15 protein-coding genes are annotated in these 14,566 nt (G+C 33.4%); 14 read left to right on the top strand and 1 reads right to left on the bottom strand.

Annotated elements, in window-relative coordinates:
- Positions 1-282: 282 nt before the first annotated feature.
- From B0A75_RS04050 to B0A75_RS03985, 14 genes are all read left to right on the top strand, one after another.
- A complete protein-coding gene (locus B0A75_RS04050) occupies positions 283-1,683 on the top strand; it encodes an anthranilate synthase component I family protein (protein WP_089053001.1) in 1,401 nt (466 codons plus the stop codon).
- Between the two features lie 54 nt (positions 1,684-1,737).
- Positions 1,738-2,184: a hypothetical protein gene (locus tag B0A75_RS04045; RefSeq protein WP_089053000.1), complete on the top strand. Its 447-nt coding sequence runs from the start codon at positions 1,738-1,740 to the stop codon at positions 2,182-2,184.
- Between the two features lie 91 nt (positions 2,185-2,275).
- Entirely contained in the window at positions 2,276-2,842 is a 567-nt protein-coding gene (locus tag B0A75_RS04040; RefSeq protein ID WP_089052999.1) for an anthranilate synthase component II, read from the top strand.
- 117 nt (positions 2,843-2,959) lie between these two features.
- Entirely contained in the window at positions 2,960-3,952 is a 993-nt protein-coding gene (trpD, locus tag B0A75_RS04035) for an anthranilate phosphoribosyltransferase (RefSeq protein ID WP_089052998.1), read from the top strand.
- A gap of 74 nt (positions 3,953-4,026) precedes the next feature.
- Positions 4,027-4,812 carry an indole-3-glycerol phosphate synthase TrpC gene (gene trpC / locus B0A75_RS04030; protein ID WP_089052997.1) on the top strand — a complete coding sequence of 262 codons (786 nt, stop codon included), beginning with the start codon at positions 4,027-4,029 and terminating at the stop codon, positions 4,810-4,812.
- 160 nt (positions 4,813-4,972) lie between these two features.
- Positions 4,973-5,605: a phosphoribosylanthranilate isomerase gene (locus tag B0A75_RS04025; RefSeq protein WP_089052996.1), complete on the top strand. Its 633-nt coding sequence runs from the start codon at positions 4,973-4,975 to the stop codon at positions 5,603-5,605.
- A gap of 12 nt (positions 5,606-5,617) precedes the next feature.
- Positions 5,618-6,799, top strand: a complete 1,182-nt coding sequence (trpB, locus tag B0A75_RS04020) for a tryptophan synthase subunit beta (protein ID WP_089052995.1) — start codon at positions 5,618-5,620, stop codon at positions 6,797-6,799.
- 83 nt (positions 6,800-6,882) lie between these two features.
- On the top strand, positions 6,883-7,200 hold the full coding sequence (locus tag B0A75_RS04015) for a gamma-glutamylcyclotransferase family protein (RefSeq protein ID WP_089052994.1): 318 nt from the start codon (positions 6,883-6,885) through the stop codon (positions 7,198-7,200).
- A gap of 18 nt (positions 7,201-7,218) precedes the next feature.
- On the top strand, positions 7,219-7,374 hold the full coding sequence (locus tag B0A75_RS04010; protein ID WP_244284342.1) for a nitrilase-related carbon-nitrogen hydrolase: 156 nt from the start codon (positions 7,219-7,221) through the stop codon (positions 7,372-7,374).
- A 264-nt stretch (positions 7,375-7,638) separates the two neighbouring features.
- Entirely contained in the window at positions 7,639-8,400 is a 762-nt protein-coding gene (gene trpA, locus B0A75_RS04005; protein WP_089052993.1) for a tryptophan synthase subunit alpha, read from the top strand.
- A 279-nt stretch (positions 8,401-8,679) separates the two neighbouring features.
- Entirely contained in the window at positions 8,680-9,309 is a 630-nt protein-coding gene (locus tag B0A75_RS04000; protein ID WP_089052992.1) for a TetR/AcrR family transcriptional regulator, read from the top strand.
- Positions 9,299-10,618, top strand: a complete 1,320-nt coding sequence (locus B0A75_RS03995) for a TolC family protein (protein WP_089052991.1) — start codon at positions 9,299-9,301, stop codon at positions 10,616-10,618. The genes B0A75_RS04000 and B0A75_RS03995 overlap by 11 nt, the downstream gene beginning before the upstream one ends.
- Before the next feature lie 12 nt (positions 10,619-10,630).
- Entirely contained in the window at positions 10,631-11,710 is a 1,080-nt protein-coding gene (locus B0A75_RS03990) for an HlyD family secretion protein (protein ID WP_089052990.1), read from the top strand.
- 3 nt (positions 11,711-11,713) lie between these two features.
- On the top strand, positions 11,714-13,303 hold the full coding sequence (locus B0A75_RS03985) for an MDR family MFS transporter (RefSeq protein WP_089052989.1): 1,590 nt from the start codon (positions 11,714-11,716) through the stop codon (positions 13,301-13,303).
- Positions 13,304-13,543: 240 nt separating this feature from the next.
- On the opposite strand, the gene yaaA is transcribed toward B0A75_RS03985, so the two are convergent.
- Positions 13,544-14,302: a peroxide stress protein YaaA gene (gene yaaA / locus B0A75_RS03980; RefSeq protein WP_089053094.1), complete on the bottom strand. Its 759-nt coding sequence runs from the start codon at positions 14,300-14,302 to the stop codon at positions 13,544-13,546.
- Between the last annotated feature and the right edge of the window lie 264 nt (positions 14,303-14,566).

Genomic DNA, 14,566 nt, shown 5'->3' with positions numbered 1-14,566 from the left:
TATTTTAAAATTTAACAAATTTCTAAATTTAGAAAAGTTTTTTTTGAATTTTTATGTATTCTAATCCAAATTACATTTATATCTTTGTCACATCAAAATAAGAAAATGAAAACAATAATGAACAATACTTGGTGGTGGAAGAATTTACGTCAAACGTCGTGAACGAAGCTTCCTATGGTACTGTAAAACTATAAATATAAAAGGCTTGTCATCACGACAAGCCTTTTTTTTTGATAAAAACTCAAGCAAAAAACGAAATTAAAAACTATAAAACAACATACTTTGAAACCATTTATACTCAATACACATTATAAACAAATTCTGGCTGACACGATTACGCCGGTAAGTATTTATTTTAAAATAAGAGACAAATTCCCAAATAGTTTATTACTTGAAAGTAGTGATTATCACGGAAATGACAACAGTTTCTCTTACATCTGCTGCAACCCAATTGCAACAATTAAAATTGAAAACGAAATCATTTCAAAAACTTTTCCTGACGGGACAACAGAACAAATCTCTATTGATGCGACAACTAATATTCCAGAGGTAATTCAGGAGTTTTCAAGTCAATTTAAATCAGAAAAAAATGATTTCAAATTTATCAATAACGGTCTTTTTGGATATATTTCTTATGATGCTGTTCGTTATTTTGAGAAAGTTTCGATTGCAAAAAAAGACGATGCGACTGTAATTCCAGATGTTTTTTATGCCGTTTATCAAAATATAATTGCCATCAATCACTTTAAAAATGAAGCTTATATATTCTGCCACAGTGTTGATGGAAGAAATAACATTTCAGAAATTGAGCAATTACTTCAGTCCAGAAATATTGCTTCTTATAAATTTACTAAAGAAGGTGAAGGTTTCTCAAACTTAACCGATGAAGAGTTTAAACATAATGTCGCTTTAGCTAAAAAACATTGTTTCCGCGGAGACGTTTTTCAATTGGTTTTATCGCGTCGTTTCACACAAGGTTTTAAAGGCGATGAATTTAATGTTTATAGAGCTTTAAGAAGTATTAATCCATCTCCTTATTTATTCTTTTTTGATTATGGAGATTTCAAAATATTTGGTTCTTCACCAGAAGCACAAATTATTGTAAAAAATAGAAAAGCTGAAATTCATCCAATTGCAGGAACTTTTAAAAGAACTGGAAATGACGAGCGCGATGCACTTTTAGCCAAAGAGCTTTCTGAAGATAAAAAAGAAAACAGCGAACACGTAATGTTAGTTGACTTGGCAAGAAACGATTTAAGCCGCAATGGTCATGATGTAAATGTAGAGAAGTACAGAGAAGTTCAGTTTTTCTCGCACGTAATTCACTTGGTTTCAAAAGTTACTGGACATTTACATGACAAAGCTACTACAATGCAGGTTGTTGCAGATACTTTTCCAGCAGGAACTTTAAGCGGAGCACCAAAACACAGAGCGATGCAATTAATTGAAGATTACGAAAAAACCAACCGTAATTTTTATGGAGGCGCAATTGGCTTCATGGATTTTGAAGGCAATTTTAATCATGCAATTATGATTAGAACGTTCCTTAGCAAAAACCATCAATTGCATTGTCAGGCTGGCGCTGGAATTGTAGCGAGTTCTGACGAAGAAAGCGAAATGCAGGAAGTTTACAACAAACTAAGAGCTTTAAACACCGCTTTGGAAATGGCAGAAAAAATTTAGTTACAAATACTTAAAACTAAAAAAAACAAACCTAAAAACCATAAACAAAAAACTATGAAAAAATTAATTCTATTTGCTGTTGCAGTTTTATTATTTACATCTTGTGAAACGAAAAAAGAATCAAATGCGATTCCGATAGCAGGAACTTGGCGTCTTATATCAGCAGAAACAACTGAAAAAGATTCTACGTTTTCTACTTTCAATTCAAAAACAAAAATGATTAAAATTATAAATGACACTCATTTTGCATTTTTCAATCATGATTTAAATAATGGAAAAGACAGTACTGCACTATTTTTCGGCGGCGGCGGAAAGTACACCTTAAAAGATAGTACTTATACTGAAAACTTGGAATTTTTTAATAATAGAGAATGGGAAAACAACAAATTTGAATTTACAGTAAAAATCAAAAATGACACGTTGATTCAAAAAGGAATTGAAAAAGTAGAAAAATTAGGCGTTGATCGAATTATAGTCGAAAAATACGTTCGAGAAAAATAAGAAAATTTAGTTTCAGGTTTTCTTTGTTTCAAGTTTCAAGATAGTGAAACTTAGATCCTAAGAACCTTAGCAACTTAGAACCTCAAAAAAAATGAAAAAAATATTAGTTATAGACAATTACGATAGTTTCACTTATAATTTAGTGCACTATTTGGAAGATTTAAACTGCGAAGTAACCGTTTACAGAAATGATGAATTCGAAATTGACGAAATCGCATCTTTTGATAAAATTTTACTTTCGCCAGGACCTGGAATTCCAGATGAAGCAGGTTTATTAAAAGCTGTAATTGAAAAATACGCGCCTACAAAAAGCATTCTTGGCGTTTGCTTAGGGCAGCAAGCAATTGGAGAAGTTTTTGGCGGAACACTTTCAAACCTTGATAAAGTATATCATGGTGTTGCTACAAATGTAAAAACAGTAGTTTCAGACGAGATTTTATTTGAAGGCTTAGGAAATGAGTTTGAAGTTGGAAGATACCATTCATGGGTTGTTGACAGCAATCTGCCAGAAGTTCTTGAAGCTACTTCTATTGACGAAAATGGACAAATTATGTCGTTACGTCACAAAAAATTTGATGTAAGAGGCGTTCAGTTTCACCCAGAAAGTGTGCTGACACCAAAAGGTAAAAGGATTTTAGAGAATTGGATAAATAGTTAATTTTTTGTTTCATGTTTAAAGTTTCAAGTTAATGAAAGGTGAAATCTAAAACTTGAAACCAATAAAAACAAAAACTTAGCATCTCAGAACCTTAGCAACTTAGAATCTTTAAAAAAAATGAAAACTATATTAAACAAATTAATCAATCACGAAGTGCTTACTAAAGAAGAAGCAAAAAACGTATTGATTAACATTTCAAGCGGTCAGTACAATCCAAGTCAGATTTCGGCATTTTTGACCGTATTTATGATGCGAAGCATAACAATCGATGAACTTTCGGGTTTTCGTGAAGCTTTATTAGACTTGTGTATTCGCGTTGATTTATCAACATACAACACCATCGATTTATGTGGAACGGGCGGCGATGGAAAAGACACTTTTAATATTTCGACTTTAGCTTCATTTGTTTCGGCAGGAGCTGGAATTAAAGTTGCCAAACATGGAAATTATGGTGTTTCATCAATTTCAGGATCAAGCAACGTCATGGAAAAAATGGGAATTAAATTTAGCAACGATCCTTCATTTTTAGAAAAATGTATCGATAAAGCTGGAATTTGTGTTTTGCATGCTCCCCTATTTCACCCAGCAATGAAAAATGTTGGACCAATTAGAAAAGAATTGGCCGTAAAAACATTCTTTAATATGTTAGGACCAATGGTAAATCCGTCATTCCCGCAAAATCAATTGGTTGGTGTTTTCAATTTAGAATTAGCTAGAATGTATGCCTATTTATATCAAAATACCAATGTGAATTTCACGATTTTACATTCGCTTGACGGCTACGACGAAATTTCTTTAACTGGCCCAACAAAAATTATAACAAGTCATATGGAAGGAATGTTGAATCCACAAGATTTTAACGTTCGTCTTTTATCACAAACCGAAATCGAGGGCGGAAAAACCATCGAAGAATCAGCAGAAATTTTCACGAATATTATTTCAGGAAAAGGAAACGAAGCACAAAATAATGTAGTTTGTGCCAATGCTGCAATGGCAATTTCGACTGTTACAAAATGTTCTCCGCAAGAAGGATTTGAATTAGCAAAAGAAAGTTTATTGTCTGGAAAAGGATTGACAGCATTAAAGACTTTACAAGAATTAAGCAAATAAGAAACAAACACAAATTTCACAAATTAGCACTAATAAAATTTGCGCCTTTGTGACTTCGTGGCAAAACAACAACAATGAATATTTTAGATAAAATCATAGTAGACAAAAAACGAGAAGTTATTCTAAAGAAATCAATTATTCCGGTTTCTCAATTGGAATCTTCAGTATTTTTTGGGAAACAGACAATTTCTCTTAGCCAAAAATTAAAAGAAAGCAATTCTGGAATTATTGCCGAACACAAACGTCGTTCTCCATCAAAATCAATTATCAATCAAAGTTTTACAGTCGAAGAAGTCGTTAAAGGATACGAAAATGCAGGAGCTTGTGGAATTTCTGTTTTAACAGACGGAAAATATTTTGGAGGTTCACTTGACGACTTACTTTTAGCAAGAGCGAGTGTGAATATTCCGCTTTTGCGAAAAGAATTTATTGTTGACGAATATCAGATTCTTGAAGCAAAAGCTCACGGAGCCGATTTAATTTTATTAATCGCGGCAGTTTTAACAAGAGAAGAAATAAAATCGCTGTCTGAATTTGCAAAAAAACTAGGATTAGAAGTTTTATTAGAAGTTCATAATCAGGAAGAATTAGAAAAATCGATCATGCCTAGTTTAGATATGATTGGTGTAAACAACAGAAATCTAAAAACATTCGAAGTAAGCTTAGATTTTAGTAAACAACTAGCATCTCAAATTCCTGATGATTTTGTAAAAGTTTCTGAAAGCGGAATTTCATCAATCGAAGCCATTCAGGAACTAAAACCTTACGGATATAAAGGTTTCTTAATTGGAGAAAACTTCATGAAAACTGATAATGCCGGGAAAGCTGCAACTGAATTTATTAATAAGCTAAACGTTTAAAAGTTTGCCACGAATTACACAAATTTACACTAATTAGATTCGTACTTATTCTTGAAATTCGCGGCAAGAAAACAAACAAAAGCTTCGCGAACTTAGCGTTTATAAGCGCAATCAAAATAAAAAATCTTAGCGCTCTTTGCGGTAAAAAAAACAAAACGAAATGAAACTCAAAATATGCGGTATGAAATACCCCGAAAATATTCTAGAAGTTGGAGCGCTCCTGCCCGATTATATGGGATTTATTTTCTGGGAAAAATCCGCACGATATTTTAACGGAACCATTCCTGAGCTAATAAAAACAGTCAAAAAAGTGGGTGTTTTTGTCAATCAAAGTCAGGAAGAAATTCTAGAAAAAGTAAGAACATATAATTTACAAGCCGTTCAGTTACATGGAAATGAATCGGTTGATTTTTTATCAGAACTAAAAAAACAACTGCCAAAAGAAATCGAAATCATAAAAGTATTTTCAGCTGATGAAAACTTCGATTTTGAAGTTATAAAACCTTTTGAAGCTGTCGCTGACTATTTTCTATTTGACACAAAAGGCAGACTTCCAGGTGGAAACGGAACAACATTCGACTGGACAATATTAAAAAAATACAATTCGGAAAAGCCATTCTTTTTGAGCGGCGGAATCGGGATTAACGAATTAAAAGCCATTGAAGAAATTTCAAAAACAAATTTACCTATTTATGCTGTCGATGTAAATAGTAAATTTGAAATCGAACCAGGGCTTAAAAACAAAAATCTATTTAGCAATTTCAAACGAAAATTTGATGTTGCCAACTTTTAAAATTGGAATAAAATGAATTTTAACGTTAACGAAAAAGGATATTACGGAGAATTTGGCGGAGCTTATATTCCAGAAATGCTATATCCAAATGTAGAGGAATTACGCCAAAACTATTTAAAAATTACAAGTGAACCAGGTTTTAAAGCTGAGTTTGATAAACTTTTAAAAGATTATGTTGGCCGTCCTAGTCCGCTTTATTTTGCAAATCGTTTATCTGAAAAATACAACACCAAAATTTACTTAAAAAGAGAAGACCTTAATCATACGGGCGCTCATAAAGTAAATAATACGATTGGACAGATATTAGTTGCCAGACGTTTGGGTAAAAAAAGAATTATTGCCGAAACGGGAGCTGGTCAGCATGGAGTTGCAACAGCAACAGTTTGTGCTTTAATGGGAATGGAATGTATTGTTTACATGGGCGAAATAGACATCGCACGTCAAGCTCCAAACGTAGCTCGTATGAAAATGTTAGGCGCAGAAGTTCGTCCGGCACTTTCGGGTTCAAGAACTTTAAAAGATGCTACAAACGAAGCTATTCGTGATTGGATCAATAATCCGGTTGACACACATTATATTATTGGTTCAGCCATTGGACCTCATCCTTATCCAGATATGGTAACGCGTTTTCAAAGTGTCATTTCTGAGGAAATAAAATGGCAGTTAAAAGAAAAAGAAGGACGCGAAAATCCTGATTATGTAGTAGCTTGTATTGGCGGAGGAAGTAATGCAGCAGGAACATATTATCACTTTTTACATGAACCAGAAGTAGGTATTATTGCTGTTGAAGCAGCTGGAAAGGGTGTAGACAGCGGTCACAGTGCTGCAACCAGTAAATTAGGAAAAGTGGGGGTTATTCACGGCTGTAAAACGCTTTTAATGCAAACATCAGACGGACAAATTACGGAACCATATTCTATTTCTGCAGGTTTAGATTATCCTGGTGTTGGCCCAATGCACGCGCATTTAGCACAAACTGGACGCGGAGAATTTTTCTCTGTTACTGATGATGATGCTATGAATGCAGGTTTACAGCTGACAAAATTAGAAGGAATCATTCCTGCAATTGAAAGTGCACATGCCTTTGCAGTTTTAGATCAAAAGAAATTTAAACCTACAGATATTGTAGTAATCAGTCTTTCAGGCCGCGGTGATAAAGATTTAGATAATTATATTGATTATTTTAAATTGTAATAAAAATCGTAATTTGGAGCGTTTTCCGAAACAACGGATTAGAACATATTTAACGCAGACAAGCAACGAGAAAAATAATAATTATGGAACAGTTATTCTCTTACGGAACATTACGTTCAAAAGAAATTCAGATGCGAGTTTTTAGAAAACTATTAACTGGCACTCCCGATCAGCTAAATGGCTACAAATTAAAAAGTCTCAAAATTGAAGAAGAATTTGGAATGGCAGATTATGTTGTCGCAATAGCAAGTGAAAGTCTTTCAGATGTTATTCATGGCGTTGTTTTTAATGTTACTCTGGCAGATTTAGCTAAAGTAGATTTATTTGAATCGAATGCTTACAAAAGGGTTAAAGTAACATTGAACTCTGGAATTTCTGCTTGGGTTTATACAGAAAACTAACAGTTGTAAAAACAAAAAATGATTCTAGCAGCCGCACAAACAAAACCAACTCAAGGAAATATTGAAGCTAATTTACAGGATCATTATAACCTAATTGAAATGGCAGTTCAAAATGGAGAGCAATTAATCACTTTTCCCGAAATGTCGATTACTGGTAATGAAAGAGAAAAATGAAAATGATAACTGGACAAGCAAGATTGTAAAACTTTAAAACATATGCCGCAGATTACACAAATTTAAAAAGATTTTACACGCTGATTTAGCAGATTTTATTGGTAATATTAAAAAAAATCTGTCCTAATCTGCTTAAATCAATTTAAATCTGCGTGAAATAATTTACAACAGTAATCAGTGAAAATCCTTTAATCTGTGGCAGAACAAAACTTAACATACCTACAAGGTTCTGAAAACCTTGCATAAGAAATAAAAGATATTAAAATGAACAGAATAACTCAAAAATTAAAAGAAGATAAAAAGATCCTTTCGATCTATTTTTCTGCTGGATATCCAAGTTTAAATGATACCGTGCAGATTATTCAAGATTTAGAAAAAAACGGCGTTGACTTAATCGAAATTGGATTGCCCTTTAGCGATCCTTTGGCAGACGGACCAACGATTCAGGCAAGTTCTACAACCGCGCTTCATAACGGAATGACAACTCAAATTCTTTTCGATCAGTTGCAAAACATCCGCGAAAGCGTAAAAATTCCGTTGATTATTATGGGATATTTTAATCCGATGCTGCAATACGGCGTTGAAGCTTTTTGCAAAAAATGTGCTGAAATTGGAATTGACGGATTAATTATTCCAGATTTACCTGTTGATGTTTATGCTGATGAATACAAAGCAATTTTCGAAAAATACGGATTGCTTAACGTATTCTTGATTACACCACAAACTTCGGAAGAACGTATTCGTTTTATCGACAGCGTTTCAAACGGATTTATTTACATGGTAAGTTCTGCAAGCGTTACAGGTTCTCAATCTGGTTTTGGAAATGTTCAGGAAAGTTATTTTGAAAGAATTGCAAACATGAATTTGAAAAACCCGCAAATCGTGGGTTTTGGAATTTCGAATAAAGAAACTTTCAATCAAGCTACTAAATATGCAAAAGGTGCTATCATTGGAAGTGCTTTTATCAAACATTTGAGTGAAAATGGAAGTGGGAAAATTGCAGAATTTGTTGGAGAAATTCGATAAATTGTATACAATAAACATATAGTTTGTCATTCTGAGGGACGAAGAATCTCCGTTGCAAAATCGACAAAGATTAAAGCTTTTGATTGCGGAGCTGCTTGTGAAGATTTCTCCTTCGTCGAAATGACAAAACAGAGCTATAAAGCTGAAACACTTGGTGTTTCAGCTTTTTTTTGCACTAAATTACAAAATCATTTTATGTTAATATTATGTTAAAATAAAATTAAACAAGTGTTTAATTTAAACAAGTGTTTAATTTTGTATTCGATTAGAAACAACATCATGTCACACATCGAACTAAACGATAAAAAAATTCAGATTCTAAACGTTGCCGAAAGGTTGTTTTCTGAAAAAGGATTTGAAGGGACGTCAATACGGGATATTTCGAAAGAAGCAAAAATCAACATTGCCATGATTTCGTATTATTTTGGCTCCAAGGAAAGATTACTGGAATCTTTAATTATTTACAAAACTTCGGATTTAAAATTACAACTCGAAAATTTATTACAAGAAAATCTGGAACCGATTGAAAAAGTCAATAAATTAATCGAAATTTACATTAACAGAATCAGTTGTAACAAAGGGATTTTCAGAGTTTTACATTTTGAAATTAACGCAAAAAAAAGAGAAAAAAGTTTTATTGCATTTACAGAATTAAAAAAAGGGAATCTAAAATCTGTTGAGAGTATTATTACTCAAGGTCAGGAAAAAGGTGTTTTTAGAAAAGATGTAATCATTCCGCTAATTACGCCAACTATCATAGGAACGTATTTTCACTTTCATATGAATAAACCTTTCTTCGTAGAGTTACTGAACTTAAATACAGAAGCATTGTACAATGATTACATTAAAACCAGTCTCACAAAGCACATTCAACAAACTATAAAAGCGCTACTTGTTTATGAAAATTAGTCAATTAATGCTCTTTGGAGTATTCTTTATCGGAATATCTGCAATAGAAGCACAAGAAAAAACAAGTTTAACCTTAGACGAAGCCGTAAAAATGGCTTGGGAAAAAAGCAACGAAGTTACGCTTGCCAATACTAAGGTAAACACAAAAAAACACGAGCTTACAGCCGTAAAAAACAATCAATATCCTGATTTAAAAGTTTCTGGTCAATATCAGCGTCTTACAAAAGCATCTATTGAAATGCCTAATCAGGATAAAAGTGCTTCTTTAGCATCTCCTGATCGTGCAATGCTTGGAATGGCAAATTTGAGTTTACCTATTTTTGCAGGATTCAAAATTCAAAGCAGTATTGATGCTTACGATAACTTGTATGAAGCGGAAACTGCCAATGCAGCAAAAACTAAAGAAGATGTTGCATTAAGAGTAATCACTTATTATACGGCACTATACAAAGCTCAAAAAACACTCGATGTTTTAAATGAGAATCAAAAAAGTGCTAAACAGCGTGTTACTGATTTTATAGAATTGGAGAAAAACGGAATTATTCCGAGAAACGATTTGTTGAAAGCACAGTTATTAGTTTCAAAAACACAATTATCTATTGATGAAGCTACGAACAACTTAAACAACATCAATTTTTATCTCACTACTTTATTGAAATTAGCTCCTGAAACAAAACTTCAAGTTAATGAGGATGATTTCTTTAATTTAAAAACAAACAATGCACCAACATCTGATGCAATTGCTTTGGAGAGCAGAAAAGATCTTGAGGCTGTTCGCTTACAGCAAAAAGCTTCTGAAGCAAGTATTAAAGTAGCAAAAGCTGGGTATTATCCTTCTATTTCTTTACTTGGAGGTTACACCGCTTTTGATCTTAAAGATATAGTAACGGTAAAATATGCTATGAACTTTGGTTTAGGTTTATCGTATGATTTATCAGGAATCTTAAAAAACAGCGCGCACGTTAAAGAAGCTGAAAGCAGAGCTCTAGAAGTAAAAAACACTGAAGCTATTATGACGGATCGTATTAAGGTAGAGGTTCAAAAATCTATCGAAGATTATGATTTAGCCATTAATCAAAGTGTTGTTTATAATGAAGCATTACAGCAGGCTGCGGAAAATTACAGACTTGTAAAAGACAAGTTCGACAATGGTTTGGCTGATACTAATGATTTGGTTGAAGCAGATGTTGAACAATTAAGTGCCAAAATAAATACTGCTGTTTCTAAAGCGGCAATTATTCAAAAATATTACGAATTACTTTCAGTATCAGGACAATTATCACAATCATTCAATCTTTCTAAAATATAATCGACAGCTCTCATGGAAAAGAAAAAGACAAATAAAAAATTCATCATCATACTAACCGTATTGGTTTTAGTGGGCGGAACGTATGGAATATCAAAATATATTCACTCACAAGCTCACGAAGAAACGGATGATGCTCAAATCGAGAAAAAAATGAACCCGATTATTCCGAGAGTTTCAGGATATATCAGTAAAGTTTATGTGAAAGATAATGATTATGTAAAAAAAGGAGATACTTTATTTACTATCGATAAGAGAGACTATCAATTAAAAATTGACGAAGCAAACGCTGCTTTGTTAGGAGCTGAAGGACAATACGAAGCTGCAAAAGCTGATATTGGAAGTGCATATGCAAGTATTTCTGTTTCTGATGCAAATATGAAATCGGCTAGCGGTTCTATCGAAAGCGCAAAAATTAGATTGAGACAACTTACAAACGATTATAACCGTTATAATAATTTGTATAAAACACATACGATTACAAAACAACAATATGAGCAAGCTTTGACTGCAAAGGAAGAAGCAGAAAATCAAGTACGTGTTTTACAACAACAACAAAGAGCAAGTTCTTACCAAAAATCGGTAATTGAATCTAAATCTAAAGCTTCTGATAAACAAACAGAAGTTGCTGCTGCAAACATCAAAAAAGCAAAAACGATGCTCGATGTTGCTCATTTGAACCTTTCTTATACAGTAGTTACTGCTGCAATTGACGGTCAAGTTTCGAAAGTTGATATTCAACCAGGACAATTGGTACAACCTGGACAATCTTTGTTTTACATCATCAATAATAACGAAGCTTGGGTTGTAGCAAACTTTAAAGAAACACAATTAAACAAAATGATTGTAGGTCAAAAAGTAAGTTTAAAAGTTGATGCTTACCCTAACTATGAGTTTAAAGGTACAGTAACTTCATTCTCTCCTGCGACAGGATCTCGTTTTTCATTATTACCTCCTGATAATGCTACAGGAAACTTCGTAAAAACAATTCAGAGATTACCAGTAAAAATTAGTTTAGATGAATCAAACGATCCTGAAAAAGTAAAACTTTTAAGACCAGGAATGAATGTTGACGTAGACGTACATTTAAAATAAAACATGGCAGGAGCAGTACAAGCAGACGACGATTTAGTAGAATACGGTTATAGACGTGTTATCATTACGATTACGGCAGTACTTTGTGCACTGTTGGAAATTGTTGATACGACGATTGTAAACGTAGCGCTGACAGACATGCGCGGAAGTCTTGGTGCTACCTTGACTGATGTGGCATGGGTAATTACAGCATACGCAATTGCGAATGTTATTGTAATACCGATGACAAGCTGGCTATCACAGCAATTTGGAAGACGTAATTATTTTGTGGCTTCCATTATAATATTTACGGTCTGTTCTTTTTTGTGTGGTAATGCCACGAATATTTGGGAACTTGTAGCTTTCCGATTCGTACAAGGTATGGGTGGAGGAGCATTACTAGTAACAGCCCAAACGATTATTACCGAAAGTTATCCAGTTGCAAAACGTGGAATGGCACAGGCTATATACGGAATGGGTGTAATTGTTGGACCTACTCTTGGACCGCCTTTGGGAGGTTATTTGGTAGATAATTATTCTTGGCCTTATATTTTCTATATCAATATTCCATTAGGGATTATCGCTACTATTTTGGCTATAACTTTTGTGAGAAGTCCAAAATATGGCGAAAAATTGAAAGCCAATCAGGTTGACTGGTGGGGAATTATTTTGTTGAGTGCCTTTATTGGTTCTTTACAATTTGTACTTGAACACGGACAGCAAGATGACTGGTTTAATGATCCACTTATTGTAACTTTAAGTGTTGTTACGGTTCTTGGATTAATATTATTTATTTGGAGAGAGCTAACCTATAAATATCCAATCGTAAACTTAAGTGTTTTAAAAGATGGAAATTTAAGAATTGGAACTGTAATGTGTTTTATTCTTGGTTTCGGTTTATACGGTTCAACTTTAATTATCCCAATTTACACGCAGTCGATTTTAGGATGGACAGCAACTGATGCAGGATTATTATTAATTCCTGGATCTATTACCACGGCGCTAATGATGCCATTTGTGGGTAATATGATTCAGAAAGGTGTACCACAAGGTTATATGGTGGGAGTTGGATTCTTTATTTTCTTCTTGTTTACCTTTATGATGTACAGCCGTATGACTCCAGACACGGGTGTTGAACATATGTACTGGCCTTTAATTTTAAGAGGAATTGGTTTAGGATTACTTTTCGTTCCTATTACAACACTTTCACTTTCGACTTTAAAAGGAAAACATATTGGTGAAGGGGCGGCATTTACTGGAATGATGCGTCAATTGGGTGGATCTTTTGGTATTGCGATTATTACCACTTTCATCACACGTTTTAGTCAGACACACAGAGTAGATCTAATTAACAATTTAGATCCTGCAAAATATGATGTCCAACAACGTATTACAGGAATGCAGCACGCTTTTATGGCAAAAGGATACAGCGCAGATGTTGCTTTAAAGAAAGCGTATCAAGCTATAGAGTATTCAGTAATGAAGCAAAGTACTGTAATGGCTTACATGGATATTTTCCTGTATCTTGGAATCATGTTTTTATGTTGCATACCGATTATTCTCTTTATCAAAAAAGGGAAGAACAAAATTAGTGCAGCCGACGCAATGCATTAATAATAATAATTTTATAATACGCAGAAACGCCGAATTCATCATTTAGAATTCGGCGTTTATTTTTTTTTATTTTACTGCAATCCCAATAGCTATCAGGAGCAAAGAATTTATTCATAAAAGCATAAAAAAAGTTCGCAAAGCTTTGTAATAAAAACTTTGCGAACCTTGCGTAAATCATTGCGTTCTTTGCGGTAAAAAACCCTAGAACCTTAGTATCTTAGAACCTCAGCTCCTTAAAAGTTATCTTGTAAAAACCAAATGATTCCCTTTAGAAAGATTGGCATCAAACTGATATCCTTCGTAGTTAAAGCCTTTCAAGTCCTCGATAGTTTCGGCATTCGTATCAATAATGTAGCGAACCATCATACCTCTTGCCTTTTTTGCAAAGAAACTGATCATTTTTAATTTTCCATCTTTATAATCTTTAAAATCTGGTGTAATTACTGGAACTTTCAAAGCTTTTACATCAACTGCAGAGAAGTATTCATTACTCGCTAAATTCACGAACAATTCGTCTTTTTTCAATTCTTTATTTAAAGCTTTTGTAACCACAGGTTTCCAAAACTCATGAAGGTTTTTATACTCACCAACCGGTATTTTTGTTCCCATTTCTAAACGATATGCCTGCATTAAATCAAGAGGTTTTAAAAGTCCGTAAAGTCCAGATAAGATTCTTAATTTATCTTGAAGCACCTCAAGTTTTTCTAATGGAATTGTATAAGCGTCTAAACCTGTGTAAACATCTCCGTCAAAAGTATAAACTGCCGGACGCGCATTTTCAGGTGTAAAAGGCGTTTTCCATTCTTGATTTCGTTTCCAGTTTAAATCGGCAAGTTTGCTTGAAATTGACATTAACTCAGACAATTCAGCTGGCTTTTTTTGTTTTACAACTTTATGAACCACTCTTGCTTCTTTTAAAAATGATGGTTCTGTATATTGAGATGTTGGTAATTCTTTTTCGAAATTCAGTGATTTCGCTGGAGATATAACAATTTTCATGTGAGCTTTTTTGTATGATTCAAAAATACAAATTGAAATTTTAAAAATTAGAAATTGTAATTGATTTGTTTTATTGGGGTATAGTTTTTTTTCGCCACGAATTACACTAATTTCCAAGTTTTTTTTTTGAGCCACAGATTACAGGATTAAAAGGATTAAAAAAATCTGCGTAAATCTTTTTAATCTGTGGCAAAAAATCTTCACAACCTGCGTAAAAGAAAAATAATTCGTGGAAATTAGTGTAATTAGCGGTAAACCTTTCCC

It is taken from the genome of Flavobacterium oncorhynchi (genome assembly GCF_002217355.1).
Classification (GTDB): domain Bacteria; phylum Bacteroidota; class Bacteroidia; order Flavobacteriales; family Flavobacteriaceae; genus Flavobacterium; species Flavobacterium oncorhynchi.
This window is presented reverse-complemented; position numbering and strand designations above follow the sequence as displayed.

Bases quoted from the DNA above. Each gene is read 5' to 3' on its own strand.
- B0A75_RS04045 (WP_089053000.1), top strand. From the start codon at position 1,738: ATGAAAAAATTAATTCTATTTGCTGTTGCAGTTTTATTATTTACATCT.
- B0A75_RS04040 (WP_089052999.1), top strand. From the start codon at position 2,276: ATGAAAAAAATATTAGTTATAGACAATTACGATAGTTTCACTTATAAT.
- trpD (WP_089052998.1), top strand. From the start codon at position 2,960: ATGAAAACTATATTAAACAAATTAATCAATCACGAAGTGCTTACTAAA.
- trpC (WP_089052997.1), top strand. From the start codon at position 4,027: ATGAATATTTTAGATAAAATCATAGTAGACAAAAAACGAGAAGTTATT.
- B0A75_RS04025 (WP_089052996.1), top strand. From the start codon at position 4,973: ATGAAACTCAAAATATGCGGTATGAAATACCCCGAAAATATTCTAGAA.
- trpB (WP_089052995.1), top strand. From the start codon at position 5,618: ATGAATTTTAACGTTAACGAAAAAGGATATTACGGAGAATTTGGCGGA.
- B0A75_RS04015 (WP_089052994.1), top strand. From the start codon at position 6,883: ATGGAACAGTTATTCTCTTACGGAACATTACGTTCAAAAGAAATTCAG.
- B0A75_RS04010 (WP_244284342.1), top strand. From the start codon at position 7,219: ATGATTCTAGCAGCCGCACAAACAAAACCAACTCAAGGAAATATTGAA.
- trpA (WP_089052993.1), top strand. From the start codon at position 7,639: ATGAACAGAATAACTCAAAAATTAAAAGAAGATAAAAAGATCCTTTCG.
- B0A75_RS04000 (WP_089052992.1), top strand. From the start codon at position 8,680: ATGTCACACATCGAACTAAACGATAAAAAAATTCAGATTCTAAACGTT.
- B0A75_RS03995 (WP_089052991.1), top strand. From the start codon at position 9,299: ATGAAAATTAGTCAATTAATGCTCTTTGGAGTATTCTTTATCGGAATA.
- B0A75_RS03990 (WP_089052990.1), top strand. From the start codon at position 10,631: ATGGAAAAGAAAAAGACAAATAAAAAATTCATCATCATACTAACCGTA.
- B0A75_RS03985 (WP_089052989.1), top strand. From the start codon at position 11,714: ATGGCAGGAGCAGTACAAGCAGACGACGATTTAGTAGAATACGGTTAT.
- yaaA (WP_089053094.1), bottom strand. From the start codon at position 14,302: ATGAAAATTGTTATATCTCCAGCGAAATCACTGAATTTCGAAAAAGAA.